The sequence below is a fragment of the Brachybacterium sp. B718/18 genome (genome assembly GCF_055454375.1).
Genome location: NZ_JBVDDO010000005.1, coordinates 174,519 through 201,066, shown reverse-complemented (window position 1 = coordinate 201,066; position 26,548 = coordinate 174,519). Strand labels below are relative to the sequence as shown.

Annotated in this window: 21 protein-coding genes and 1 tRNA gene; 9 read left to right on the top strand and 13 right to left on the bottom strand. The window is 73.1% G+C overall.

The window, feature by feature from the left end:
- Nucleotides 1–32 precede the first annotated feature (32 nt).
- The 3 genes from ileS to ACZCAH_RS10095 form a co-directional block, all read right to left on the bottom strand.
- A complete protein-coding gene (gene ileS, locus ACZCAH_RS10105) occupies nt 33–3,329 on the bottom strand; it encodes an isoleucine--tRNA ligase (protein WP_464340951.1) in 3,297 nt (1,098 codons plus the stop codon).
- 293 nt (nt 3,330–3,622) lie between these two features.
- Nucleotides 3,623–5,131: a sensor histidine kinase gene (locus tag ACZCAH_RS10100; RefSeq protein ID WP_464340950.1), complete on the bottom strand. Its 1,509-nt coding sequence runs from the start codon at nt 5,129–5,131 to the stop codon at nt 3,623–3,625.
- Nucleotides 5,128–5,883 (bottom strand): response regulator transcription factor, encoded by a 756-nt coding sequence (locus ACZCAH_RS10095; RefSeq protein ID WP_464340949.1) that lies wholly within the window; start codon nt 5,881–5,883, stop codon nt 5,128–5,130. Before ACZCAH_RS10095 ends, ACZCAH_RS10100 begins: the two co-directional genes overlap by 4 nt.
- Nucleotides 5,884–6,104: 221 nt before the next feature.
- On the opposite strand from ACZCAH_RS10095, the gene ACZCAH_RS10090 reads away from it, so the two are divergent.
- Together ACZCAH_RS10090 and ACZCAH_RS10085 are read left to right on the top strand one after the other, a co-directional pair.
- Nucleotides 6,105–6,398 carry a hypothetical protein gene (locus ACZCAH_RS10090; RefSeq protein ID WP_464340948.1) on the top strand — a complete coding sequence of 98 codons (294 nt, stop codon included), beginning with the start codon at nt 6,105–6,107 and terminating at the stop codon, nt 6,396–6,398.
- 93 nt (nt 6,399–6,491) lie between these two features.
- The gene (locus ACZCAH_RS10085) at nt 6,492–6,764 is read left to right on the top strand and encodes a 2Fe-2S iron-sulfur cluster-binding protein (protein WP_329749698.1); all 273 of its coding nucleotides are present in this window, start codon (nt 6,492–6,494) and stop codon (nt 6,762–6,764) included.
- 27 nt (nt 6,765–6,791) lie between these two features.
- Here ACZCAH_RS10085 and ACZCAH_RS10080 read toward each other — a convergent pair whose 3' ends face one another.
- From ACZCAH_RS10080 to ACZCAH_RS10055, 6 genes are all read right to left on the bottom strand, one after another.
- A complete protein-coding gene (locus ACZCAH_RS10080; protein ID WP_464340947.1) occupies nt 6,792–7,052 on the bottom strand; it encodes a hypothetical protein in 261 nt (86 codons plus the stop codon).
- 214 nt (nt 7,053–7,266) lie between these two features.
- Nucleotides 7,267–9,111 carry an ABC transporter ATP-binding protein gene (locus ACZCAH_RS10075; protein ID WP_464340946.1) on the bottom strand — a complete coding sequence of 615 codons (1,845 nt, stop codon included), beginning with the start codon at nt 9,109–9,111 and terminating at the stop codon, nt 7,267–7,269.
- Nucleotides 9,111–9,926: an SDR family oxidoreductase gene (locus ACZCAH_RS10070; RefSeq protein ID WP_464340945.1), complete on the bottom strand. Its 816-nt coding sequence runs from the start codon at nt 9,924–9,926 to the stop codon at nt 9,111–9,113. Before ACZCAH_RS10070 ends, ACZCAH_RS10075 begins: the two co-directional genes overlap by 1 nt.
- 51 nt (nt 9,927–9,977) lie before the next feature.
- On the bottom strand, nt 9,978–10,931 hold the full coding sequence (locus tag ACZCAH_RS10065; RefSeq protein WP_464340944.1) for a cation diffusion facilitator family transporter: 954 nt from the start codon (nt 10,929–10,931) through the stop codon (nt 9,978–9,980).
- Nucleotides 10,931–11,326, bottom strand: coding sequence for an ArsR/SmtB family transcription factor (locus ACZCAH_RS10060; protein WP_464340943.1), 396 nt, complete (start codon nt 11,324–11,326; stop codon nt 10,931–10,933). Before ACZCAH_RS10060 ends, ACZCAH_RS10065 begins: the two co-directional genes overlap by 1 nt.
- Nucleotides 11,327–11,470: 144 nt before the next feature.
- Nucleotides 11,471–12,745 carry a dicarboxylate/amino acid:cation symporter gene (locus ACZCAH_RS10055; protein WP_464340942.1) on the bottom strand — a complete coding sequence of 425 codons (1,275 nt, stop codon included), beginning with the start codon at nt 12,743–12,745 and terminating at the stop codon, nt 11,471–11,473.
- Nucleotides 12,746–12,867: 122 nt separating this feature from the next.
- On the opposite strand from ACZCAH_RS10055, the gene ACZCAH_RS10050 reads away from it, so the two are divergent.
- From ACZCAH_RS10050 to ACZCAH_RS10020, 7 genes are all read left to right on the top strand, one after another.
- The gene (locus ACZCAH_RS10050) at nt 12,868–13,662 is read left to right on the top strand and encodes an ABC transporter permease (RefSeq protein WP_464340941.1); all 795 of its coding nucleotides are present in this window, start codon (nt 12,868–12,870) and stop codon (nt 13,660–13,662) included.
- Complete coding sequence (locus ACZCAH_RS10045; protein WP_464340940.1) at nt 13,655–14,506, top strand: ABC transporter permease; 852 nt, start codon at nt 13,655–13,657, stop codon at nt 14,504–14,506. Before ACZCAH_RS10050 ends, ACZCAH_RS10045 begins: the two co-directional genes overlap by 8 nt.
- Nucleotides 14,503–15,525, top strand: coding sequence for an ABC transporter ATP-binding protein (locus tag ACZCAH_RS10040; RefSeq protein WP_464340939.1), 1,023 nt, complete (start codon nt 14,503–14,505; stop codon nt 15,523–15,525). The genes ACZCAH_RS10045 and ACZCAH_RS10040 overlap by 4 nt, the downstream gene beginning before the upstream one ends.
- A gap of 109 nt (nt 15,526–15,634) precedes the next feature.
- On the top strand, nt 15,635–16,930 hold the full coding sequence (locus tag ACZCAH_RS10035; protein WP_464340938.1) for a hypothetical protein: 1,296 nt from the start codon (nt 15,635–15,637) through the stop codon (nt 16,928–16,930).
- 77 nt (nt 16,931–17,007) lie between these two features.
- Nucleotides 17,008–18,066 carry a lipoyl protein ligase domain-containing protein gene (locus ACZCAH_RS10030; RefSeq protein ID WP_464340983.1) on the top strand — a complete coding sequence of 353 codons (1,059 nt, stop codon included), beginning with the start codon at nt 17,008–17,010 and terminating at the stop codon, nt 18,064–18,066.
- Between the two features lie 279 nt (nt 18,067–18,345).
- A complete protein-coding gene (valS, locus tag ACZCAH_RS10025) occupies nt 18,346–21,039 on the top strand; it encodes a valine--tRNA ligase (RefSeq protein WP_464340937.1) in 2,694 nt (897 codons plus the stop codon).
- Between the two features lie 23 nt (nt 21,040–21,062).
- Nucleotides 21,063–21,551: a PH domain-containing protein gene (locus ACZCAH_RS10020; RefSeq protein WP_464340936.1), complete on the top strand. Its 489-nt coding sequence runs from the start codon at nt 21,063–21,065 to the stop codon at nt 21,549–21,551.
- A gap of 60 nt (nt 21,552–21,611) precedes the next feature.
- Here ACZCAH_RS10020 and ACZCAH_RS10015 read toward each other — a convergent pair whose 3' ends face one another.
- The 4 genes from ACZCAH_RS10015 to ACZCAH_RS10000 form a co-directional block, all read right to left on the bottom strand.
- Nucleotides 21,612–22,943 (bottom strand): WXG100 family type VII secretion target, encoded by a 1,332-nt coding sequence (locus tag ACZCAH_RS10015; protein ID WP_464340935.1) that lies wholly within the window; start codon nt 22,941–22,943, stop codon nt 21,612–21,614.
- A gap of 119 nt (nt 22,944–23,062) precedes the next feature.
- Complete coding sequence (locus ACZCAH_RS10010; RefSeq protein ID WP_464340934.1) at nt 23,063–24,934, bottom strand: SelB domain-containing protein; 1,872 nt, start codon at nt 24,932–24,934, stop codon at nt 23,063–23,065.
- Nucleotides 24,931–26,337: an L-seryl-tRNA(Sec) selenium transferase gene (gene selA, locus ACZCAH_RS10005; RefSeq protein WP_464340933.1), complete on the bottom strand. Its 1,407-nt coding sequence runs from the start codon at nt 26,335–26,337 to the stop codon at nt 24,931–24,933. The genes ACZCAH_RS10010 and selA overlap by 4 nt, the downstream gene beginning before the upstream one ends.
- A 61-nt stretch (nt 26,338–26,398) precedes the next feature.
- Nucleotides 26,399–26,493 (bottom strand) — tRNA-Sec (locus tag ACZCAH_RS10000).
- Nucleotides 26,494–26,548: the final 55 nt, after the last annotated feature.

The window sequence follows — 26,548 nt, the reverse complement described above, 5'->3', positions numbered from 1 at the left end:
CCCCGCCGCCGCCCCCGAGGGACCTGCCCTGCTCAGGCCTTCACGACGCCGACCGTCACGGTGCCGCCGGTGACGGCCTCGGTCGAGGCGTGCGCCCCCGCGACGGGCTCGGCACCGATCTCGACAGAGACGGCGAGGACCTCCCCGGCCACGAGCTCGCGGTGGGCGCCGACCGCCTCGACCACGGCGGCATCGCCGCTGAGGGTCAGGATGATCCGGTCGGAGACCTCCAGGCCCGCCTCGCGGCGCGCCTGCTGGATCGCGCGGATCACATCGCGGGCGGTGCCCTCCGCCTCGAGGTCCGGGGTCACCCGGGTGTCGAGGGCGAGGAAGTCGCCGCCGCGCAGGACACCGACGGCACGCCCCTCGATGGCCGCGGACTCCCCGGCGACGAGGTCCAGCGAGTACTCGGCCTCGACGAGGGCGAGGCCGCCCGCGGTGACGGTGCCGTCCTCGGCCTGGGACCAGTCGCCGCTCTTGGCGCCCTTGATCGCCTGCTGCACCTGCTTGCCCAGGCGCGGACCGGCGGCGCGCGCGTTGACGCTCAGGCGTTGCTCGACGCCCATGCCCTGGGCCTCCTCGCTCTTGACGTCCAGCAGGCGCACGGCCTTGACGTTGAGCTCGTCGGCGAGGATCGCCCCGAAGGGCTCGAGGGCGGCGGGATCGTGATGGACGACCACCAGCTCGGCGAGCGGGAGACGCGCCCGCAGGCCCTCCTTCTTGCGCAGGGCGTTGCCGGCGCTCGCCACCGCGCGCACGTCGTCCATGCGCGCGATCAGCTCCGGATCCTGCGGGAAGAGGGCGTCGTCCGGCCAGTCCTCGAGGTGGACGGAGCGGCCGCCGGTGAGCTGCTTCCAGATCTCCTCGGTGACCATGGGCAGCAGCGGGGCCGCGACCCGGCAGAGGGTCTCCAGGCAGGTGGAGAGCACGTCGATGGCCTGCTCGTCGCCCTCCCAGAAGCGGTCGCGGGAGCGGCGCACGTACCAGTTGGTGAGCATGTCGAGGTAGTCCTCGATCAGCTCGACCCCGTCGGCGATCGCGAGGGCGGTGAGCCGCTCGCGGACGCCCCGCACCAGCTCCCCGGTGCGGGCGAGCAGGTAGCGGTCCATGACGTCGTCGGACTCGTGGCGCGGGCGGCCGCGGTAGCCGGCGGGGATCCCGCTCGCGTCCTTCTCCCCGGCTGCGTTCGCGTACAGACCCAGGAAGTACCAGACGCTCCACAGAGGCAGCACCACCTGGCGCGCGGCGTCGCGGATCTTGGGCTCGTCGACGATCAGGTTGCCGCCGCGGAGGATCGGCGAGGACATGAGGAACCAGCGCATCGCGTCGGCCCCGTACTTGTCGAACATCTCGCGCACGTCCGGGTAGTTGCCGAGCGACTTCGACATCTTCTGGCCGTCCTCGCCGAGCACGATGCCGTGGCAGATCACCGAAGTGAAGGCGGGGCGGTCGAACAGCGCGGTGGACAGCACGTGCATGACGTAGAACCAGCCGCGGGTCTGCCCGATGTACTCGACGATGAAGTCCGCCGGGTTGTGGGACTCGAACCAGTCGGTGTTCTCGAAGGGGTAGTGCACCTGGGCGAAGGGCATCGAGCCGGAGTCGAACCAGACGTCGAAGACCTCCTCGACGCGGCGCATCGTCGAGGCTCCGGTGGGATCGTCCGGGTTCGGGCGGGTGAGCGCGTCGATGTAGGGGCGGTGGAGGTTGACCTCGCCGTGCTCGTCGCGCGGGAGCGTGCCGAAGGCCTCCTCGAGCTCGGCGAGGGAGCCGTAGACCTCGATGCGCGGGTGGTTCGGGTCGTCGCTCTTCCACACCGGGATGGGAGATCCCCAGTAGCGGTTGCGGGAGATCGCCCAGTCGCGGGCACCCTCGAGCCACTTGCCGAACTGGCCGTGCTTGACGTTGCCGGGCACCCAGTCGATCTGCTCGTTCAGCTCGAGCATCCGCTCGCGCTGGTCGGCGACCTTCACGTACCAGGAGGAGACGGCCTTGTAGATCAGGGGGTTCCGGCAGCGCCAGCAGTGCGGGTACGAGTGCACGTAGCTGGCCTCGCGCAGCAGCCGGCCCATCGCCTTCAGGTTCCGGATGATCGGGCGGTTGGCCTCGAAGACCTGCACCCCGGCGATCTCGTCGAGGGCGGTGCCGCGGAAGTAGTCCAGGAACTGCGCGCCGTCGTCGACGGAGACGATCACGGGGATGCCGTACTCGGCGTTGACCTGCTGGTCGATCTCACCGTAGGCGGTGGCCTGGTGGACCACGCCGGTGCCGTCCTCGGTGGAGACGTAGTCGGCGACGGTGACGATCCAGGCGTTCTCGGTGCCCCACTTCGCACGGTCCTCGGAGTAGACCGTCCACAGCGGCTCGTACTCGACGTGCTCGAGCTCGGCCCCCGCGAGGGTGCGCTCCTCCACCGCGGCGGCCGCGGCGTCGGCGTCCTCGTAGCCGAGCTCCTTGGCGTAGGAGCCGACGAGGGCGCGGGCCAGCAGGTAGCGGGCCTCGCCCGCGGCGGCCCCGTCGGCCGCCCCGAGGGGTCCGGCGGGAACGACCGCGTACTCGAGCTCGGGGCCGACGGCGAGGGAGAAGTTGGTGGGCAGCGTCCACGGGGTGGTGGTCCAGGCGAGGGCGCGGACCTCCCCGATCCCCAGCTCCTGCGCCTTGGCCCCGCGGAAGGGCAGGGTGACGGTGACGGTCTGGTCCTGACGGTCCTGGTAGACGTCGTCGTCCATGCGCAGCTCATGGGCACTGAGCGGCGTCTGGTCCTTCCAGCAGTACGGGAGCACGTAGTAGCCCTCGTAGGCGCGGCCCTTGTCGTAGAGGGTCTTGAAGGCCCACAGCACGGACTCCATGAAGGTCACGTCGAGGGTCTTGTAGTCGTTCTCGAAGTCGACCCAGCGCGCCTGCCGGGTGACGTACTCCTCCCAGTTCTTCGTGTACTTCAGCACGGAGGCGCGAGCGGCGTTGTTGAAGGCCTGCAGGCCCATGTCCTCGATCTCGGACTTCTCGGTCATGCCGAGCTCCCGCATCGCCTCGAGCTCCGCGGGCAGGCCATGGGTGTCCCAGCCGAAGCGGCGGTCGACCTTGCAGCCGGTCATCGTCCGGAAGCGCGGGATGACGTCCTTGACGAAGCCGGTGAGCAGGTGCCCGTAATGGGGCAGACCGTTGGCGAAGGGCGGACCGTCGTAGAAGACGAACTCCTCGGCGCCCTCGCGGCGCGCGATCGAGGCGCGGAAGGAGCCATCGGTGCGCCAGAACTCCTGGATCGCGTTCTCGAGCGCGGGCAGGTTCGGCGAGGGGACGAGCGGGTCTCCGGAGACCGGGTAGACCATGGGAGGACCTCCGAGGAAGGACGGGGACGGCGGTGGGACGGCGCTGCTGCTGTCCGAGGACGTCGCCGGCGCGCGGCCGGTGGCGCGGTACCACCTCGGTTGACACCTCCGCGGCGCGGTGCCGCTCGGGTCTCCCCTCGTTCCTCAGCTGTGACGGGCTGGTCCCGGCGGGTTCTACTGGGCGGGGCGGCGGCTCCTCGCGGATCCGTGCTCATGCTGTTCTTCCCGCGGCTCTCCGGTGATGGCCGGGTCGATGCCGATGGCGGACAGTGTACGCACCGCCCGGTGCCCGGTCACTCCGAGGCGAGCGGAAGAGACACGGTGAACACGGTGCGGCCGGGCTCGGAGAAGACGGCGATGCTCCCGTCGTGCGCCTCGACGATCGCCCGGACGATCGAGAGCCCGAGCCCCGAGGTCCCCTCCCCACCGGAGCGGGCGCGGTCGGCGCGGGTGAAGCGGCTGAACACGTCCGGCAGCAGCTCCGGATCGATACCGGGCCCCGCATCGGCCACCTCGAGCCGGGCCCCGCCGGACTCGGCGCTCAGCCGGACCGCGACGGCGGTGCCCTCGGGGGTGTGCTTGCGGGCGTTGGAGAGCAGGTTCAGGACCACCTGGGCGAGCCGCGCCTCCTCGCCGGCGACCATCACCGGCTCGTCCGGGACGGACACGTCGAGCGGATGGTCGGGACCGGCGGCGCGGGCGTCCATGGCGCACTCCAGCACGATCTCCCCGAGGTCGACCGGGACGCGGACCAGCGGCGCGTGGTCATCGAGGCGGGTGAGCAGCAGCAGGTCCTCGACGAGGGAGGTCATGCGTCCGGACTGCGCCTGGAGCCGGTCCACGGACTGCCGACCCCGGTCGCTGAGCTCCTCGGTGAGGCGCAGCATCTCCGTGTAGCCGCGGATGGCGGTGAGCGGGGTGCGCAGCTCGTGCGAGGCGTCCGCGATGAAGCGGCGCATCCTCTCCTCGCTGCGGTGCCGCGTCTCGATCGCGCCCTCGACGTTGTCGAGCAGGAGGTTCAGCGCGGCGCCGACGTCGCCGACCTCGGTCCCGGGCACTGCGTGGCGCGCCGGGACCCGCTGCTCGAGGCGGACGCTGCCGTGCTCGAGCGGGGTCCGGGCCACGTCCGCGGCGAGCTCGGCCACGCCCTCTAGCGGCGAGAGGGTGCGACGCACCAGCAGCGAGCCGCCGATCCCGGTGACCACCAGGGCGCCGAGCCCCGCGCCGAGCAGGGTGAGATCCAGGCGCAGCAGGGTCGAGCGGTTCTCGGCGAGCGGCAGGCCCGTGACCACCGCGGCGGTGTCGTCGAGCGGCTGGAGCATGACGCGGTAGGTACCGATGGAGAGGGTGACGGAGACGGCGTCCCCGGGCGATCCCGCCGCCCCGGGGCTCGTCCCCGCTGCGGCCGCGAGCTCGTCGACCGCCGCCTGAAGCGCGTCCCGATCCTCGACGGTGAGCTGCCGCAGCTCCCCGGCGTCGTCCCGCCACAGCGAGGCGGTGACGGCACCGTCCTGCACGTGCGCGGTGAGCTCGTACTCGCCGCTCCCGGGGCCGTCGCCCCCGCCGCCGGGGGTCCCGGCGCCGAGGTCCGCGGGGTTCAGCGGCAGGTTCCCGAGCTCGCGGGCGCCGGCCCGCTCGGAGGCGCGCTGCAGCTGAGCATCGAGCTCGGCATCCAGCTGTCGGCCGACGGAGACGTGGGTGACCAGGCCGACGGCGAGGCAGACGACCGCCACGGTCGCGAGCAGCAGGGCGACCAGCGTGGTGCGCAGGGCCGCCCGACGGCGCGTCGGCGCGCCCGTCATCCGCCGGTCCCGGTCGCGGGCTTGAGCACGTAGCCCGCGCCGCGGACCGTGTGGATCATCGGCTCGCGACCGGCGTCGATGCGCTTGCGCAGGTACGAGATGTACAGCTCGACGATGTTGGCCTGCCCGCCGAAGTCGTAGTTCCACACGGATTCGAGGATCTGCGCCTTGGACAGCACCTTCTGCGGATTCTCCATGAGGTACTGCAACAGCTGGAACTGGGTCGCGGTGAGGGCGATCGTCTCGCCGCCCCGCGTCACCTCATGGGCGTCGAGGTCCATCACCAGGTCGCCGACCACGAGCTCCTGGCTGCCCTGCGCGACGACGCCCGAGCGCTGCACCAACCGGTGCAGGCGCAGCAGCACCTCCTCGATCGTGAACGGCTTGGTCACGTAGTCGTCGGCCCCGGCGGCCAGCCCGTCGATGCGGTCGGCGGGAGCGTCCATCGCGGTCAGGATCAGGGCGGGGATCTCGGGATGCAGCGCGCGGATGCGGCGCAGAACCTCGACACCGTCGAGGCCTGGCAGCATGCGGTCCAGGACGAGCACGTCGGGTCGGTTGCTGCGGGCGAGCCGCACCGCCTCGAGGCCGTCGCCGCACACCGTGACGTCCCAGCCGACCATCTGCAGCGGGAAGCGCAGCAGATCGGCGATGGTGGGCTCGTCCTCGACGACCAGGACGCGCACGGGCCCGCCGTCGGGATGCGACAGCGCGGGCAGGGCGGCGAGGGCGGATCTCGCGGACTCGGTCACGGGGCGCCTCCACGGGGACGGTCGATGCGGGCCGGTCGGCACGGGCGGCCCGGCCGGTGGATCCGAGAGTAGCCCCGCGCTCCCCCATGAGGGACCGCTCCGCCCCGCTTCCGAGCAGGTCACAGCGAACCCGGTCCGCGCGCACAGGACCGGCACAGGTGGGCGGCCTTGCATGGTCGCCATCGGCAGATCGCCGCACGGGACCCGAGGGAGGATCCGGCATGGACGAGGACGGCACGACAGCAGACAGACCCGGAGACGCCGCAGACGGCGGGGCCGACGCCCAGCCCCCGCGGAGTCTCCGCGGGCGGGCGACCGCGAGCGTCGCCGCCCTCGGCGCCGCGACCCTGCTGGTGCTGAGCTTCGGCCCCGCGGCGCTGGCCCTCTCCCCCACCTCGTCGGCCGCCGGATCGTCCGGTGCCGCGGGCGGCGTGTGGACGACCCCGCTGACCGGTCAGACTCCGATCCTCGCCCTCCCGCCCCGCTCCGCGGAGGAGGACGGGTCCGACGGGTGAGGCGCGCCTCACCTCCTGCGCGGCCGCCGAGGATGGGAGACTGGTATCTCCATGGAGTCGCCCGACCGGGTGGCCGACGCAGAAGGAGCGAGGATGTCGCTGTTCGGAGAGCCCTTCACCGCCAAGTGCCTGAAGTCCGGGGTCACCGTCGAGGTCGCCGAGGGCCAATCCCTGCTGCAGGCGCTCCTGGACGCCGGGGTCTCGATGGACTACTCCTGCGAGGGTGGGGTGTGCGGCACCTGCGTGGTGCCCCTGGTCTCCGGCGACGTCGAGCACATGGACGAGTTCCTGATGGACGACGAGAAGGACTCGCAGATGATCACCTGCGTGTCGCGCGGCGAGGGCGAGATCGAGATCGACGTCTGATCGGCGCCGGGCGCTGAGCCCCGCCGATTAGAGCCGCGGCCCCGCCACCACCCAGGCGAGCCCCACCAGCGCGACCAGCCCCGCGGCCGCCACGAGCGCCACCGGGAGCGGCGCCGTCGGCCCCACCACGAGCAGGACCAGCACCCCGAGGGTCGCGACCAGCAGCATCGCCGCGAAGAGCACCGGGCGACCGCCGAGCGGCTTGCGCGAGCGGGCGGTCAGCGCGGACTCGGAGCCGGGTGCGGTGGAGATCGCCAAGGGGTCCTCCTCGGAGGTGCGGTGCGGCATAGGGCGCGGATCCTTCATCAGGGGCTCCCCGGGTGGATCCGTGCATCGGGGCATGAGACTCATCCTCCGGGGCGGCACCGCGCAGGGCGTCCCCCGGCGGAGGGGTGAGGACCCCGTCTTTGGTCGACGGCGCCACCGGGGCGGTCAGACCTCGGGGGGACGTTCCCCGAGGCGGTACCCGAGCCGCCTCGCGGATCAGCCCGCGTCGGCCCCCTCAGCCCGCGACTGCACCCTCGTCCCGCGCCGCGAGCTCGGCGAAGGCCCCGCCGGCGGCGAGGAGCTCCGCATAGGTGCCGCGCTCGATGATCCGGCCCGCGGAGAGGACCACGATCTGGTCGGCGTCACGGATCGTCGAGAGCCGGTGCGCGATGGAGATGACGGTGCGGCCGCGGGAGACGGCGTCGAGCGCCCCGGACATGGCACGCTCGGTGGCGGTGTCGAGGGCGGAGGTCGCCTCGTCGAGCAGGAGCACCGGTGGGTCGCGCAGGATCGTGCGGGCGAGGGCGAGGCGCTGCTTCTCCCCGCCGGAGAACCGGTAGCCCCGCTCCCCCACGATCGTGGCGTATCCGTCGGGCAGGGCGGCGATGTGGTCGTGGATCTGGGCGATCCGGCAGGCGGCGACGAGCTCCTCGTCGCTCGCCCCCGGCCGGGCGAAGCGCAGGTTCTCGGCGATGCTCGCGTGCAGCAGGTAGGTCTCCTGGGTGACGACGCCGAGGCACGCGGCGAGCGACTCGCGGGTCAGCTCGCGCAGGTCGTGGCCATCGAGGGTGATGCGCCCGGACGAGGGATCGTAGAGCCGGGCGAGGAGGTACCCGGTCGAGGTCTTGCCCGACCCGGTGGTCCCCACGAGCGCGGTGTGCTTCCCGGCGGGGATCACCAGGTCGATGTCGTGGAGCGAGGGCTCCTCCGCGCCGGGATAGGTGAAGTCCACGTGCTCGAGGCGCATCTCGCCGCGCGCGGTGGCGGGATCCAGGGCCGTCGCGCCGGGGGCGTCGGTCACGGTGAGCGGGGCATCGAGGTACTCGAAGACCCGCGTGAACAGGGCGAGGGACGCGTTGACCTGGTTCGCGACCCGGAGCATGCCGTTGATCTGCGGGAACAGGCTCGACTGCAGGGCGATGAAGGCGACGAGGGTGCCGATGGTGACCCCGCGGTCGGCGAACAGCAGATGCCCGCCGAGGAGGTAGGTCAGCGCCGGGAACAGCGCCATCAGCGTGGTGAACACGGCCATGTGCCAGCGGCCGGCCATCTCGGAGCGCACCTCGAGATCGGCGAGCCCGCGGGAGTCGGCGGTGAAGTCGTCCACCAGGGCGCGGGTGCGCCCCATGGTCAGCCCCAGCAGGATCCCGGAGACGGACAGCGACCCCTGGATGCCGGCGGAGAGGTCCGCCGCCTTCTCCTGCCGCTGCTTGACGATCGCCCGTCGGCGCCCGCCGACGCGCCGGTTCATCCACACCGCGAAGGGCAGGGCGACGAGCGAGAAGAGGGTCAGCCGCCAGTCGAGGGCGAACATCGCCACGATCGCCATGAGGATCCCCGCGCCGCTCGAGACGATCTGGGTCATGACGTTGGTGACCACGGCCTGCATGGAGCCGATGTCGGAGAAGATGCGGGACTGGATCTCGCCGGTGCGGGTGCGGGTGAAGAAGCCCAGCCCCATCCGCTGCAGGTGGCCGTAGACCGCGACGCGCAGGTCGTGCATGACGGACTGTCCTACCCGGGTCGAGAGCATCGCCTGGGTGACGCCCAGGGCGCTGGAGACGATGGTGACGGCGATCAGCCCGCCGACCGCCCAGCCGAGCAGGTCCGCGCGCTGCTCGGGCAGCGCGACGTCGACGATCTCCCGCACCAGGAAGGGGGAGACGACGCCCGCCGCGGCGCCGAGCACGATCAGGGCGAGGACCGCCATGAGGGTCGCCCGGTAGGGCGAGAACAGGGCGAGCACCCGGCGCACGTCGGCCTTCTGCCCCTTCGGGAGCCGCTCCTCGGGCCCCCTGCCTCCGCCTCCGCCGCCCAGGCCCATGCCCATGCCGCCGCCCGGCAATCCGCCGTGGACCATCAGACCCCCTGGTGGCGCGCGACCCGATGCGCCGCGGCCTGCGCGAGGGGGCGCACCGTCACCAGGTCGAGGTTCACGTGGTGCGGGGCGTTCAGGGCATAGGAGATGACGTCGGCGCAGTCCTCGGCGGTAAGCGGGTTCTCGACCCCGTCGTAGACGGCGTCGGCCCGTTCCTGATCGCCGAGCCGCACGAGGGAGAACTCCTCGGTGTGCACCATGCCGGGGGCGATCTCGATGACGCGGACCTTCTCGCCGTTGAGCTCGAGGCGGAGGGCTGCGGCGAGCATGTGCTCGCTGGCCTTGGCGGCGTTGTAGCCGGACCCGCCGGGGTAGGCCTCCTGGGCGGCGACCGAGGTGACGAACAGCAGGTCGCCGCGGCCGCTCGCCCGCAGGGCGGGCAGCAGGGCGCGGGTGACGCGCACGGTGCCGAGCACGTTGATGTCGTACATGCGCTGCCACTTCTCGAGGTCCGCCTCCGCGGCGGGCTCGATGCCGAGGGCGCCGCCCGCGACGTGGACGAGGGCGTTGAGGCCATCACCGAAGAGCTCGTGGACCCGGCCGACGAGGGCGTCGACCGAGGCGTCCTCGGTGATGTCCACGCCCAGGACCTCGCAGCCGGTCTCCGCGGCGAGCTCCGCGAGACGCTGCTCGCGGCGGGCGACGGCGAGGACGCGCCAGCCGTCGGCGACGAGGCGGGCGGCGGTCGCGCGACCGATGCCGGAGGACGCCCCGGTGACCACGGCGGTCAGGGCGGGAGGCGGGACCGGAGACGCTGAAGACGCGGAGGACGCAGGGTGCGCGACGGGAGAGCTCATGGGTCCGAGCCTACGTCCGCCGGGCGCTCGCCCCGGCGCCCGCCCCTGCGCTCACCAGGAGCTCTCCTCGTCGGTGCGATGCTCCGCCGGTTCGATCTGCAGGGTGCTGTGGTCGAGGCCGTGCGCCTCGCGCAGCACCTGCTGGGCGGCATCGAGCACACCGTGGGCGTCGGCCCCCGGCTCCACCCGCAGGTGGGCGGTGAGTACATCCATGCCGGAGGTGAGCGTCCACAGATGCAGGTCATGCACCTCGGCGACGCCGGGGACCTCCCCGAGGTGGGTCTCGATGCCCTCGGCGTCGAGGTGGCGCGGGGTCTCCTGGGCGAGCACCCCGAACACCTCGCGACCCAGCATCACCGCGCGCACGGCGATGAAGGCGCCGATCGCGAGGGCGACGACGGTGTCGGCGAGGGCGCTGCCGGTGAGGGCCACGAGCACCGCCGCGACGATCACGCCGACCGAGCCGACGGTGTCCGCGAGCACCTCGAGGTAGGCGCCCTTGAGGTTCAGGCTCTCCTGTGCCCCGGCGGCCAGCAGGCGCATCACCACGAGGTTCACGAGCAGGCCCAGCACGCCGACGACGAGCATCGGGCCGGTGTCGATCGCCGCGGGGGTGTCGATCCGGCCGATCGCCTCGATCACCACCCAGACGGCGACGGCCAGCATGACCATCACCGCGAGCAGGGAGGCGAAGACCTCGACCCGGTAGAGGCCGAAGCTGAGCCGGCTGCTGCGGGCGGTGCGCGCAGCGAGCACGGTCGCGCCGAGGGCCGCGGTGAGGGTGAGGACGTCGGCGGCCATGTGCCCGGCGTCGGAGAGCAGGGCGAGCGAGCCGGTCAGGAGCGCCGTCACGAGCTCGACGACGAAGAACGTGCCGATCAGGACGAGGGAGACGAGGAGCCGGCGGCGATGCCGACCGCTCGCGCTCAGCTCGAGGGCCGAGGGACCGTGGGAGTGTCCCGCACCGTGGGAGTGCCCCGCACCGTGGGCGTGCCCGGCGCCCATCAGCGGGTTCCCGCGTCGGTGTGGGCGGTGTGGGCGACCGCGAGGTCCAGCAGCATCCGCACGTGCGGATCGTCCAGCCGGTAGAACACCCGGCGGCCGTCGCGGCGGGTGGCGACCACGCGATGGGCGCGCAGCAGCTTGAGGGCGTGAGAGGTGGAGGAGTCGGACTGTCCGCTGATCTCCGCCAGATCGTGCACGCACAGCTCCCCCTCGAGCAGGGCGAGCAGCAGGGTGAGCCGGGTGGGATCGCCGAGGAGGGAGAAGACCTCGGCGGTCGCGGCCGTCGCGGCGGGCGCGGGCAGATGCGCACGGGCGGCGGCGATCCGCCCCGCATCCCCCTGCCCCGGCGCGGGGTCTGCCACCGCCGACTCCTGCACATCTGACGAGGTATTCATATGTGGAGAGTAGGAGTGGCCGCTGCACGGGTCAAGGGGCCGTGCCGCGGAGCGGACACGGGGGCCGTTGGGCGGCCCGAGGGGCAGCCCGGATGCACGGACGGGCGGGCCGACGCACCGGTCGACCCGCCCCGTCGGGCGGTGTCAGATGCCGTGCACCTCGGGGGCGCGGCCGCTCGCGGCCACGAGGCCCTCGCGGCCCTTCGTGAACCGGCCCATGAGCGCCGCGATCGCACCGTCGCCGGTGACGTTGGTGGCGGTGCCGAAGGAGTCGATCGCGATGTACGAGGCGATCATCAGACCCACCGCGGCCTCGCTGAAGCCGAGCATCGAGGAGAGGATGCCGGCGGCTGCCATGATCGCGCCGCCGGGGACGCCCGGCGCCGCGATCATCACCACGCCGAGCATCAGCACGAAGCCGGCGAGCGCCCAGACGTCGATCGGCATGCCCGTCACGACCAGGATCGCGACGGAGAAGGTGGTGATCTTCAGCGTCGAGCCGGCAAGGTGGATGGTCGCGCACAGCGGCACCACGAAGCCGGCGACCGCCTCGGGCACCCCGTTGCGCTTGGTGCACTCGAGCGTGACCGGGATCGTCGCGGCGGAGGAGCTGGTGCCGAGCGCGGTCATGTAGGCCGGGGCCATGGTCCACAGCATCCGCAGCGGGTTCTTCCCCACGGCGAGCCCGGCGACGGTGTACTGCGCCAGGAGCACGACCACGGTCATGGCGAACACCAGCAGCACCACGGCGAGGAAGGTGCCGATCACGGTCCAGATCTGGCCGTTCATGGTCAGGCCCAGGAACATGCCGAAGATGTAGACCGGCAGCAGCGGGATGATGACCGCTTCGATGGTGCGCACCACGATCGTGCGCAGCTGCTCGAAGCTCTCCTGGAGGGCGCCGCGGCGCACCAGGGTCAGGCCGATGCCGAGGCAGAAGGAGAGCACGAGCGCGGTCATCACGTCGAAGACCGGCGGGATCTCGATCGAGAAGTACGGGGCGATCGCGGAGTCCTCGGGGTTCTCGAGGCTCACCACCTCGGCGCCGTCGAGCATCCGCGGCAGCACCAGCAGGGACAGCGCGAGGGCGAAGAAGCCGCAGAGGATCGTGGAGAGATAGGCGATGCCCGCCGTCGCGGCGAGCAGCTTCCCGGCACCGCGGCCGAGCTCGGCGATCGCCGGGGTCACGAGGCCGACGATGATCAGCGGGATGAGGAAGCCGAGGAAGCCCGAGAAGAGGCCGTTGAAGGTGGTGAAGACCCGGGCGATCGCCTCGGGCATCACCAGGCCCAGCAGGATGCCGAGCACGATCGCGACCGCGATCCGCGGCAGCAGGCCGAATCGGGGACGACGCGGAGCGGCCGGGCCCGCGGGGTCGGGAGCGACGGTGCTCTCGGCAGGGGTGTCGACGGAGTTCATGGCAGTCCGGTTCAGGGGGAGGGGGCGGGACCGCCACAGGGTACTGCGCCGGGACCCCGCCGGAGCGACCGACCGATCACACCCCCTTGCGACGGGCCGCGCGGATGGCTACTGTCGCGCGGGTGTCCGTGCACTGGAGGGTCGCCGTCGCCGCCTTCCGGCAGTACTCGACCTATCGCCTCGCCACCGCTGCCGGGGTGTTCACCAACTCGGTGTTCGGGCTGATCCGGGCCTCGATCCTGTTCGCGGCGATCGCGACGGCCGACGGCGAGCTGGCCGGGTACACCGCGCTGCAGGCCGCGACCTACGTATGGCTCGGGCAGGCGCTGCTCGCCCCGATCGAGGCCTTCGGGACCCGCGAGGTGTCGCAGCGGGTGCACCAGGGCGACATCGCCGTGGACCTGCTCCGCCCGGTGCCCTTCCTGACCCTCTTCTACGCGCAGAAGCTGGGCCGCTCCTCGTTCCTCCTGCTGGGTCGCGGCCTGCCGCCGCTGCTGATCGGCGCCCTGATCACGGGTCTGGCCCTGCCCGAGGATCCGCTGTCCTACCCGCTGGGGCTGCTCTCGCTGCTGCTCGCGATCACCCTCGCCTTCCTCGCGGACATGCTCGTCAACCTCGCCGCCTTCTGGCTCGTGGAGACCCGCGGCCTGTCGGTGGTGTACATGGCGGTGATGAACCTGCTGTCGGGTTTCCTGATCCCCATCGTCTGGTTCCCGGACTGGCTGCTCGCGATCGCGCGCGCCACCCCCTTCCCCTCGATGATCCAGACCCCGATCGACACCCTCTCGGGGCGGGTCCCCGTCGCGGAGGCGGCGGGCCTGGTCGCGGTGCAGGCGGGATGGATAGGGGTGCTCGCCCTCGCGGCCTGGGCCGTGCTCCGCGCCGGGGTGCGCAGCCTGGAGGTGCAGGGTGGCTGAGCGCAACACCACCGTCGGCCGTCTCGACCCGGCGGACCGGCCGGTCTCGACGCCGCGGATGATCTGGATGCTGTACGCCTCCCGGATCCGCTCGCAGGCGACCTTCCGCACCAGCTTCCTCGCCGACGTGCTGGGGCAGCTGCTCGTGGTGGGCATCGAGTTCCTCGAGCTGTGGGTGATCCTCACCCGGGTCGGCACCCTCGGCGGGATGACCCTCGCCCAGGTCGCGGTGGTCTACGGGCTAGGCGCCCTCGCCTTCGGCCTCGCCGACATGTTCTTCGGGGAGACCGACTCGCTCTCCGCCGCGATCCGGTCGGGGAAGCTCGAGACCCTGCTGCTGCGCCCGGTGCCGATGCTGCTGCAGATCTCGAGCCTGGACCTCTCGCTGCGGCGCATCGGACGGATCGGGGTGGGCCTGGTCATGTACGTCGCGGCGCTCGTCGTCGCCGACTTCTCCCCCCGACCGGAGACGCTGCTGCTCGCCGTGCTCGCGCCGCTCGCCGGGGCGGCGATCTTCGGCGGCCTGTTCGTGCTCGCCGGCGCCCTGCAGTTCTGGCTGATCGACGGGCGCGAGTTCGCGAACGCCTTCACCTACGGCGGCAACTACGTCGCCACCACCCCCGGCGCGGTGTTCGCCCTGCCGCTGCGGGCCTTCTTCACCTTCGTCATCCCGGCGACCCTCGTCGCCTACGCCCCCACCCTCGTCCTGCTGGACCTGCCCGGTCCCGCGCTGATCCCGACGTCGGCCGGCTGGGCGGGCGCGCCCGCCGCGGTGCTGGTGTGGATCCTCGCGGCCGTGCTCTGGCGGGCGGGGGTCCGCAGATACACAGGAGCCGGCGGATGAGCACCCCCGAACCCACCCGACCCGATGCCGCCACCGCCCCCGCCTCCCCCGCCGTCGTGCTGGAGGACCTGCGCCGTGACTACGCGGTCCGCGCGGCCGAGCCGGGCGAGCGTCGGCGGCGCCGCCGGATCGTGCGCGCGGTCGACCAGGTCTCCCTGCGCATCGAGCGCGGGGAGGCGGTGGGCTTCGTCGGCGCCAACGGCGCCGGGAAGTCGACCACCATCAAGATGATGACCGGGATCCTGCGCCCGACGGCGGGCTCGGTGCGGGTGCTCGGGCGCGATCCGGTGCCCGAACGGCGCCGTCTGGCGCGGGAGATCGGTGTCGTCTTCGGGCAGCGCTCGCAGCTGTGGTGGGACCTGCCGCTGCGGGAGTCCTACGGGATCCTCGGCGCCATGCACCGCCTCACCGAGCGGCAGCGCGAGGCCCGGCTCGAGCGTCTCGTCGAGGGCCTGGGCCTGGCGACCTTCCTCTCCCGCCCGGTGCGCCAGCTGTCCCTCGGCCAGCGGATGCGCGGCGAGGTCGCGGCGGCGCTGCTGCACTCCCCCGAGCTGGTGGTGCTCGACGAGCCGACGATCGGCCTGGACCTGGTCTCGAAGGAGGGACTGCGGCGGTTCCTGCGCGAGGACCGCGCGGAGCGGGGCTCCACGCTCTTCCTCACCACCCACGACATGGGCGATGTCGAGCGGCTCTGCCAGCGGATCGTCGTGGTCAGCGAGGGGACGGTCGCCTACGACGGCTCCCTCGAGGACTTCCGCCGACACCTCGGCGCGCCGCGCGAGCTGATCGTCGACCTCGCCGCCCCGCGGGAGCACCTCGAGCTGCCGCCCGGGGTGCTGGAGTCCGGGGTAGAGGCCGACGGGATCCGGCATCGGCTCCGCTTCTCGGGGCAGGAGCACACGGTGCCGGGGATCCTCGCCGTGATCGGTGCCCAGGCGGAGGTGCGCGACCTCTCCCTCAGCGAGCCCGCGATCGAGGACCTGGTGCGGCGGATCGCCCAGAACGGCCCCACCGCCTGACCCCCTGCGGGCCCTCCACCCCGCGTCGTCCCCCGTCTTCCCCTCTCACCTGCGATGTCACAGACTGGGCGGGGACATAATGGACGACTACCCCGTCAGAAGGAGGACCATGGCCCGCTCCTACGCCACCGTCGGCCAGATGCTCACCTACGCGGTCGACCGAGCCTCCTCCTCCCCGGATCTCGAGAACTGGTCCGAGCGCAACGTGCGCATCGAGGTGATGCTGCGTCACATGCTCGAGTTCGTGCTGATGTCCCCGCGCAGCCGCGACGCCTTCCTGCGCGTGGTGGGTCGCACGGAGCACACCACCGGCTCGATCACGGCCGCCCCGCGGCTGCGTCGCTCCTCCCCCGACCTCGTCGCCGAGCTCCTCCCCTCGGGCACCGAGAGCGACGACGGGGCGCGCCTCGCGATCTCGCTGCGCGTCGGCGGACCCTTCTCGACCGCCCAGCTGCAGCAGATGCGGACGGCGCTGGGGTCCTCCCCGCAGCATCTGCTGCTCGCGATCGCCCGCCACACCGATCGGGCCGAGCTCGACGGACCGGTCCCGGACGGCGTCGTCGCCACCAGCTGGGCGCGCGTCGGTCGCCGCATGCCGAAGGCGGATCCCGGTCACGCCCACCTCTGGGAGACCCTCGGCGAGGTCGGCGAGAACGCGGGCCGACCCGTCGTGCAGTTCCCCGTCGATGCGAAGCGCCTGCTCACCGACAAGGACACCGCCCGCGAGTTCCGCGCCCACCTCGACGTGCTGCACCACGCCTCCCGCACCCTGTTCGGCACCAGTCCCCGCTTCTCCACCCGCCGTGGTCAGACCGATGCCCACCTGCAGGCCGGCGTGGGCCGCACTCGCACCGGCCTCGAGTTCGGGGAGGCGGATCACGGGTCGCCCGTGCACTTCCTGCGCACCGGCCAGTCGCCGGTCCCGCTCGGCATCGGGGCGCTGGTGGACGAGGCGGACCGCACCGCCGCCGAGGAGCGGCTCGCGCAGCTGTCCCGGCGGACGGCCTGGCGCACCGAGGCCGGCACCCCGCCGGAGACGGGCGAGCTGATCGGCGAGCCCGCCTCCTCCGCCGTCGAGGGCGCCCGGCTGCTGCTGTGGGCGGTGCTGAACCCGATGCTGCTGCGCGACCGCGGCTTCGACCTCGCCCCCGCCCGCCGCCAGCCCGCCCTGACCGCGACCTCCTTCGGCGTGCGCCTGGTGCAGCGCGGCGACGACTCCGGCACCGAGTACCGCCTGTGGGTGGGCGGCTCGCGCGAGTGGCGGAACCTCATCCCGCGGGTCACCCGCGAGGCGTCTCCGGACCGGCCGGCCGAGACCTACGCGGTCGCGCCCCGCAAGAGCCAGTCGACGGCGGATTTCGTGTGGGAGGTCCACAAGGCGCTGCGTTCGTTGACGATCCCCTGACGCGCGGTCCCGGGCCCGCGGCCCCCGTCCCATCGGCGCACAATGGAGCCATGGTGACCCCCGAGGAGACGCAGGTCCTGCACGGCGAGTACAAGGTGCGGGGAGGGAAGCTGGTCGCGGTCGACGTGACGGTGGCAGACGGCCGGATCGTGTCCGCGCACGTGTTCGGCGACTTCTTCCTCGAGCCCGACGAGGCGCTCGAGGACCTGAACGCCGCGCTGATGGGCATGCACACCGACGCGACAGCCGCCGAGCTCGCCGCCGCGATCACCGACCGCCTCGCCGGGCGACCGGAACCGGTGCAGATGATCGGCTTCGACGCCGAGGCGGTCGCGATCGCGGTGCGTCGCGCTCTCGGGCACGCCTCGAGCTGGGAGGACCTGACCTTCGAGGTGATCCCTCCCCTCGTGCTGCCGCCCGTGATGCACGTGGCGCTCGACGAGGTGCTGCCGCTCGAGATGGTCGCCGGTCGGCGCGGGCCCACCTTCCGCCTCTGGGACTGGGACTCGCCGCTCGTGGTGATCGGCTCCTACCAGTCGCTGCGCAACGAGATCGACCCCGAGGGCGCGGCACGGCACGGCATCGGTGTGGTGCGGCGCATCACCGGCGGCGGCGCCATGTTCATGGAGCAGGGCAACTGCATCACCTACTCCCTGGTCGTCCCCACCTCGCTGGTGGAGGGGCTGAGCTTCGAGCAGGCCTACGCCTATCTCGACGACTGGGTGATGGGCGCCCTCGCCGAGATCGGGGTGAAGGCCCGCTACGTCCCGCTCAACGACATCGCCTCCGAGCAGGGCAAGATCGGCGGCGCCGCCCAGCGCCGCTTCGCAGGCGGCGTGCTGCTGCACCACGTGACGATGAGCTACGACATCGACGCCGCCAAGATGGGCGAGGTGCTGCGGATCGGCCGCGAGAAGCTCTCCGACAAGGGCACCCGCAGCGCGAACAAGCGCGTGGACCCGATGCGCTCCCAGACGGGACTGGCCCGGGAGCAGATCATCGACGGGTTCCTGGACTACTTCCGCACCCGCTACGACACGACCGAGTCGACGTACACCGAGGACGAGCTCGCGCGGGCCCGGCAGCTCGTCGAGACGAAGTTCGGCAGCGAGGAGTGGACCGCGCGCGTGCCGTGAGCGGCCCGTCCGCGCCGCCCGCCCTTGCACCAGCCCCCGTCGGCGCACCCCGAGCCCCGCCCTCGTCGGCGCACCCAGAGCCCACCCCCCATCGGGGCACCCCGAGCCCAGCCCTCGTCGGCGCGGGGACGCGGGTGATGCGAGCTGCGATATCTTGCAGCTCGCATCACGGAGCGCCGGACCTCGACGTCCCCGGGCCGCGGCCGCCCCGGACGCGAGGGCGCTCACACTGCCGACGTCTGCGTTGCACCGCGCCGCAGACCTGGAACAATGTCCCGCATGACCGACACCGCATCGCGCCCTGACGCCCAGACCTCGATCCCCGATCGTCCCTCCCTCGAGGGCCTCGAGGAGAAGTGGGACGGCGTATGGAGCGAGCAGCAGCTGTACTCCTTCGATCCGGAGACCACCCGTGATCAGGTGTTCAGCGTGGACACCCCGCCGCCCACGGCCTCGGGCTCGCTGCACGTCGGCCATGTCTTCGGCTACTCGCAGGCGGACATGATCGTCCGCTACCAGCGCATGCGCGGGAGGAACATCTTCTATCCGCTGGGCTGGGACGACAACGGCCTGCCCACCGAGCGCCGGGTGCAGAACTACTACGGCGTGCGCTGCGATCCGTCGCTGCCCTACGACCCTGACTTCACGCCCCCGCAGGAGGGCGGCGACAACAAGTCGGCGAAGGCCGCGAACCAGCTGCCGATCTCCCGCCGCAACTTCATCGAGCTGTGCGAGCGCCTCACCGAGATCGACGAGAAGTCCTTCGAGGACGTCTTCCGCGCCCTCGGCCTCTCCGTGGACTGGAAGCACGGCTACCAGACCATCAACGCCCACTCCCGCGCGACCTCCCAGCGAGCCTTCCTGGAGAACCTCGCCGCCGGCCAGGCGTACCAGTCCGAGGCCCCCACCATGTGGGACGTCACCTACCGCACCGCCGTCGCCCAGGCGGAACAGGAGGATCGCGACCGCGAGGGCGCCTACCACCGCCTCGGCTTCACCCGCACGGACGGCTCCGGCGAGAAGGTCGTCATCGCGACCACCCGCCCCGAGCTGCTGCCCGCGTGCGTGGCCCTCGTCGCCCACCCCGACGACGAGCGCTACCAGGGCCTGTTCGGCACCACCGTCACCTCACCCCTGTTCGGTGTCGAGGTGCCCGTGCTCGCCCATCCCCTCGCCCAGCCCGACAAGGGCGCCGGCATCGCGATGATCTGCACCTTCGGCGACGCGAACGACGTCACCTGGTGGCGCGAGCTCGAGCTGCCCACCCGCTCGGTGATCGGCCGCGACGGCCGCTTCCTCCCGGAGACTCCGTGGATCACCTCCCCCGAGGGGCAGGCGAACTACGCCGAGCTCGCCGGGCTCACCGTGTTCAGCGCGCAGAAGCGCGTGGTGGAGATGGCGACGGAGTCCGGCGACCTCACCGGCGAGATCGAGAAGATCTCCCACCCGGTGAAGTTCTACGAGAACGGCGACAAGCCGCTCGAGTTCGTGACCTCCCGCCAGTGGTACCTGACCAACGGCGGCCGCGACCAGTCCGAGGGCGGCCTGCGCGATGCGCTCATCGCCCGCGGCAAGGAGCTGACCTGGCACCCCGCCCACATGGAGGCCCGCTACCGCAACTGGGTCGAGGGCCTCGCCGGTGACTGGCTGATCTCCCGCCAGCGCTTCTTCGGCGTGCCCTTCCCGGTCTGGTACGGCGTCGGCGCCGACGGCGAGACGGACTACGACGCCGTGCTGACCCCCTCCGTGGACCGGCTCCCGATCGACCCGACGATCGACGTGCCCGAGGGCTTCACCGAGGAGCAGCGGAACCAGCCCGGCGGGTTCGTCGCGGACCCGGACATCCTCGATACCTGGGCCACCTCCTCGCTCACCCCGCAGCTCGCGGGCGGCTGGCACGGTGACGCTGAGTCCGATGGGCTGTTCGAGAAGGTCTACCCGATGGACCTGCGCCCCCAGGGCCACGACATCATCCGCACCTGGCTGTTCTCCACGATCGTCCGCTCGCACCTGCAGCAGGACGCCCTGCCGTGGAAGCACGCCTCGATCAACGGCTGGATCCTGGACCCGGACCGCAAGAAGATGTCCAAGTCCAAGGGCAACGTCGTCACCCCCATCGGCCTGCTGCAGCAGCACGGCTCCGACGGCGTCCGCTACTGGGCCGGCCGGGCCCGCCAGGGCGTGGACACCGCGTTCGACGAGGGGCAGATGAAGATCGGCCGTCGTCTCGCGATCAAGATCCTCAACGCCTCGAAGTTCGCGCTCGGCTTCGGCGAGGCGCCCGCGGATCCGGCGGGCCGCCTGGCCGCCGATCCCGTCGTCGTCACCGATCCGCTGGACCGGGCGCTGCTGGCGAACCTCGCCGAGGTCGTCGAGCAGTCCACCGCCGCCTTCGACGAGATGGACTACGCGCGGGTGCTCGAGCTCGTCGAGCCCTTCTTCTGGGCGTTCTGCGACGACTACATCGAGCTGGTCAAGGAGCGCGCTCACGGCAACTCCGCGACCGGGCAGGCCGGCGCGGACTCCGCGCGGGCGGCGCTCGCGATCGCGCTCGAGGTGCAGCTGCGGCTGTTCGCCCCGGTGATCGTCTTCGCGACCGAGGAGGTGTGGTCGTGGTGGCGGGACGGCTCGGTGCACACCCAGCCCTGGCCCGAGGCCGCGCCCCTGCGCGAGGCCGCCGCGGGGCAGGACGCCGCCCTGCTCGACGCGGTCGCGCAGGCCGCGATCGTGGTGCGCCGCCTGAAGTCCGATGCGAAGGTCTCGCAGAAGACGCCGGTGCTCTCGGTGACGGTGCGCGCCCCGCAGGCCACGGCCGCACACCTCGAGGCCGCGCGCGACGACCTGATGGCACTGGGCAGGATCGAGGCGCTCGAGATCATCGGCGCGGAGGTCGAGGGCATCACCACCGAGGACGCCGTGCTCGGCGAGCCGCCGGTGAAGCAGCCGCGCGGCGGCCAGGGCACCGCGTCCTGACCGGGGGGATCGATCGGTCCCTGATGAGTGCTCGCACCTATCGCAGCGGGTCGGCGGCGATGCTGCGCGTCGTCGGCCCGCTGATCGCCGTCCTCGACATCCTCGTGTTCGTGCCGCTCCCGGTGCTGCTGTGGCTTTCGAGCGAGGACGCCTGGGTGCTGCTGATGCTGCTCTTCGTCCCGATCGGCATGATCGCCGGGGTGCTGCTGTTCCTGGCCGGACAGCGCTCCTCGGTCACGGTCAGCACGGAGGACGTCTCCTGGCGGACTCTCACCAGCGCCCGCCGCTCGGTTCCCTTCTCGGCGGTGCGCGGGGTGGAGGTGCCCACGGCACGGCGGGGTCCCACCGGGGTGCGCCTGCACCTGCTGGACGGGACCGTCGTGTCCGTCGGCGCCGTGGCCATGTCCTCCGGAGAGGGCGGCAACTCCGCCGACGGCGGCTACCTCCGTGCCGCGCAGGCGATCACCGCGGCGCACGCCGCGTGGTGGGCGCGCCACCCCGGCCACCGCTGAGGCGGATCGCGGCCGACGAGCCGCTCCGCCCCGGACCCTCGCCCTCGAGGGCGAGGGTCATCAGTCGAACGGGTTCAGGGAGCTGACGGTGTCGCTGACCGCACTGCTCGCGCTGTCCCAGGCACCGGAGGCGTCGGAGATGGCGTCGTCGATGTCATAGTCGCCGGGGGTGAAGGTGTTGACGATCTGGTTGGGGTGGATGGCGAGGCTCGTGGTCCCGCCCAGCCCGAGCTCGACCGCGAGCTGCCCGCCGACGTTCACCGAGACCTCGTCGGTCGAGACGGTCGCGCCGGCGGAGGCCCCGGCCCCGGCCCCGGCCTTCTCGCTGATCGACGTCGAGGAGGAGAACCATCCGCCCGGACTGGTGCTCTCGTAGGTCTGGGTGACCTGGCCGCCGGCGAAGGCGTTCGCGCCGCCGCCGATCGTGAACCCGTTGGCCTGGCCGTCCTCGTTCCGGGTGACGTGGGCGTAGCTGTAGGCGTTCGCGTTGGCGCCGACGTAGGCGTCGGTGGTGATGGTGCTGGAGGACCCGAAGGGCCCGTCGAGCGTCGCGCTCTGGGAGGCGTACAGGCCCGAGCCCGCCTTGGCACCGTAGGAGTAACCGTCCGGCCCGAGCGTGCCGCCGGCCTCGACGTACGCCTCCGCCCCGACCCGATGGCTGGTGGTGAGCCCCGTCCCGAACGGGCCGTTCAGCCGGGTCTCGACCCCCGCCTCGAGGCTCCCGCGGCCGCCGATGGTGGCGGTGGTGTTGCCGTACGGGTCGGTGGTGACGTTGGTGCCGGCGCTGTAGTTCGCCCCTGCGTGAACGTCCACGTAGCCCGCGTCATTGCTGATCTCCTGACCGGGCAGGAGCTCCGGCGTCCAGGTGAAGTCGTCCCCGATGGGGCGCTGCTCCCCGAAGGTGGTGCCCCGGGTCGAATAGCCCGGGTCGCCGTAGAAGAACGGCGGGGCCGGGGGACCCGACGGCGTCGGCAGGGGGAAGGGCGGGAAGGGCCCTCCGGACCCGAAGGGACCACCCGGACCGAACGGCCCACCGGGGCCGAGAGGACCGAAGGGGCCGGGGAGCGGGAAGGGGAAGGGCAGCGGCAGCCCGAAGGGGCCGTGTCCTGGTCCTGCCCCACGGCCGTTCGCGGAGGCGCTGTCCTGCTCCTCGGCGTGCTCCCGCAGCTGGTCGGCGCGCGCCCGCAACTCCTCGGCCCGCGCGGAGATCCCCGCCCGCACGTGGGAGGTCCACCGCTCCCGGAAGGCGTCGGCGTCGGGCCCGTTCCAGTCGACCGAAGCGATCAGCGCCGAGGTGGTTCCGAGGAGGTCGTGCAGCGTGCCCGCCTCGCGCCGGCAGGCCTCTGCCTGCGTGCGCAGCTGCTCGGTGTCCGCTCCGAGGAACCCGCTCATGTCGTCCCCTCCCCTGCCCCGCCCCGTCGGCGGATGCTCGTCCCTAATCTGAATCGGAGCCTAGGACGGATGCCCGGAACCGACCATGGGGAGCACTCCCCATTCCGGGCGGCGGGCGGTCAGCGCACGATCTCGCGGCGGCCGGCGTCGACGCGCCTCGTCCAGCCGCGGCGATCGAGATGCTCGAGCAGCGGGATCGCGACCCGGCGGGTGGTGCCGAGCGCCTGCCGCGCCGCGGAAGCGGTGAAGGGCTGCTCCAGCCGGGCGAGCTCGCGCATGGCGAGGGCCGCCGCGGCCGGCAACAGCACCACCTCGCCCGGCAGGCGCAGGATCCGCTCCTGCCGGGCCGCGGCGGCGAGCTGCTCCGGTCCGAGACCCAGGGCGGCGAGTTCCTCCGCCTCGGGAGCGGCGAAGGGTGTTGCGCGCAGCCGCTCCTCGAGCCGGGTGATCGCCGCTTCCGCCTGACCGAGCCCTCCCGCACGCACCGGATCGACGAGCCGGCCGTCCCGCTCGACGAGGCCCGCGGCGCGCAGCAGCCTCGGGAGCAGCGCGGGGCCGAGCGCGGCGGGCAGCGGCGGGGCGGCGGGCCCGGCGGTGCCGGCCCGCGTACCGGTCCGGGCATCGTCCCGGCGGGCGGCGAGCGCGTCGAGGGCGGCCTTGAGCGGCAGCCCGGCCGAGAGCGGACGGGCCGTGTGCTCGGCGTCGACCAGCTCGGCGAGCCGCCGCGACCAGGCCGCCTGCGCCTCGCGGTCCACCAGCAGATCGCCTGCGCGCGCGATCCCCTCGGGCAGCGGGTCCAGGAGGCGGACCCCCTGCCGGACGAGCCGCCCGGACGGCACCGCCCCGTGGCGGCGGATGATCCCGGCGGCATCCCCGTCGGCCCCGATCCCCGCGAGCGCAGCGGCCCGACGGGCGGCGTCCCCGCGACGGGTCAGCACGGGCGGATCGACGTCGAGCACCAGAGCGCCGCCGAGCAGCGGGTGCTCGCCGCTGCCGCGCAGCACGAGCCGGTCGCCGCAGCGCAGCGGCAGCGGCCGGTCGAGGGTGAGGCGGGCGTGGGGACCGCCGAGGGGGCGCAGACGCACCGGCACCGCGGCGGTGCCCGCATGGGCGACGAGCTCCGCGGGCGCCGCGCCGAGTTCGTCCAGCGCGCCGAGGAGGTCTACCCGTGCGTCGACGACGCCGACGAGGTCCCAGGCCCCGGGGGTGAGCAGGGCGTCGCCGCGGTGGATCGAGCCGGCGTCGGCACCACGCAGGTTCACGGCCGCGCGCCGCACGGGTCCGAGCTGCTCGGCGTCCTCGCCGCCGGACTGCAGCGCACGCACGGTGGTGCGTCGCGCCTGGCCCGCGCCGACCAGGTCCAGCTCGTCGCCGACCCGCAGGGCGCCCGCGCCGAGGGTGCCGGTGACCACGGTGCCCGCCCCGGGGAGCGAGAAAGAGCGGTCGACCCACAGGCGCACGTCGGCGGTCTCGTCGGGGGTCCGCGCTCCGGCGACCACCTCGTCCAGCACCTCGCGCAGGGTCTCCATCCCCTCCCCCGTGCGGGCGGAGACCGCGACCGCGGGGACGTCCGCGAGGCCGGTGCCCGCGAGCTCCTCGCGGGCGCGGGCGGTGACCTCGAAGGTCCGGTCCGGGGCGAGGTCGGTGCGGGTGATCACGAGCAGGCCCTGGTCGAGGCCGAGGGCGGCGATCGCATCGCGGTGGTCGGAGGACTGAGCGCTCCAGCCGCCGTCGGCAGCCACGACGAAGCAGACCAGCGGGGCGGGGCCGAGGCCCGTGAGCATCGTGGCGAGGAAGCGCTCGTGCCCGGGGACGTCCACGAACGCGACCTCCCGCCCCGAGGGGAGCACGGTCCCGGCGAAGCCGAGCTCGATCGTGAGTCCGCGCCGCCGCTCCTCCGCGAGCCGGTCCGGTTCGATGCCGGTCAGGGCGCGGACCAGGGTGGACTTGCCGTGATCGACGTGGCCGGCGGTCGCGATCACCTGGCTCATGGGGCGGGGGTCTCCGCCTCGAGGCGGGCGCGGGCGGCGAGCACGGCCCGCTCGACCGCGCCGTCCTCGGCCTCGGGCACGCAGCGCAGGTCGAGCAGGCAGACGCCGTCGCGGACGGTGCCGACCACGGCCGGATCGCCGGTGCGCAGCGGGGCGGCGAGCCCCTCCTCGAGCGCGACCGCCCAGCCGGGCAGGGGCACCCCGATCCCTCCCCCGCCGCCGACGCGCCCGTCGTGCGCCCGCAGCTCCCCGCCGAGCCGGGCGGCGAGGCGCGCGCTGCGCTCCCGGAGCGCCTGCGGATCGGCGCGCAGGGCGGCGAGCACCGGCGGGACGGGCCCGCGGAGGGTCGCCTCGAGCGCGGCGAGGGCGAGCTTGTCGGCACGGACGGCGCGGGCGAGGGGGTGGCGGGCGAGGCGGGCGATGATCTCCGCCCGCCCCAGCAGGATCCCCGCCTGAGGCCCGCCGAGGAGCTTGTCCGCGCTGCTCAGCACCAGGTCGGCGCCGGCCTCGAGGGCGCCGGCGGCGTCGGGCTCGGCGGGCAGGGCCGGTTCGGGGCGCAGCAGGCCGGAGCCGAGATCGGCGATCAGCGGCAGGTCGTGCTGGTGGGCGATCGCGGCGAGCTCCGCGATGCCGACGCCGCTCGTGAATCCCTCGAGGCGGAAGTTGCTCGGGTGCACGGTGAGGATCGCGCCCACGCCGGGGCTCCCCTCCGCGCCGACGTCCGCCCCCGTCGGTCCCGCCGCGCAGGCTGCCCGGAAGTCCTCGGCGTGGGTACGGTTGGTGCTGCCCACCTCGCGGATGCGCACCCCGGAGGAGGCGACGAGATCGGCGAGGCGGAAACCGGCGCCGATCTCGACGAGCTCCCCGCGGCTCCACAGCACCTCGCGCCCGCCGGCGAGCGCGGTGGTCGCGAGCATCAGGGCGGCCGCTGCGTTGTTCACGACCAGCGCGTCCTCGGCGGCGGGGCAGGCGGCGAGGAGCGCCGCGCGGGCAGCGGCGCCGCGCCGCGAGCGCATCCCGGTTGCCAGGTCGAGCTCGACGTCGGTGTACCCCGCGGCGTCCTGGAGGGCCTGCCTCGCGGCGTCCGAGAGCGGGGCCCGGCCGAGGTTCGTGTGCACGAGCACTCCGGTGGCGTTCAGGACGGGGCGCAGCGATCCGGCGGAGCGAGGGGCGAGCGCGGCGAGCACCGCGTCGCGGACGCCCTCGGGGCCGATCTCGCCGCGTCGGGCGCGGTCCTGCGCCCCCTGGACCGTGCGCCGCAGCACGGCCGCGCCGAGGCTCGCCCCGGCCGCGGCGATCTCGGGATCGGCGAGCAGATGGTCGGTGCGGGGGATCCGGCGGCGCGGGTCCTCGCCGATGCCGGCCCCGGGGCCGGCGCCGGCGCTCGACGATGATGCGCGCACGGGACCTCCTCGTCGCGCTGCTCGCGCGGGCGGGGCCGACGGACGTCGACCGCGGACGGTGTGGCGGAGGCGGACGGGAATCGAACCCGCCGGACCGAGATGCTCGGTCCCACCAGTTTTGAAGACTGGGGCGACCACCAGGGCGCAGACGCCTCCATCTCCCACGCTATCACCGCCTCACCTGCCGCTTCACGGGGACGGCTAGGCTCGG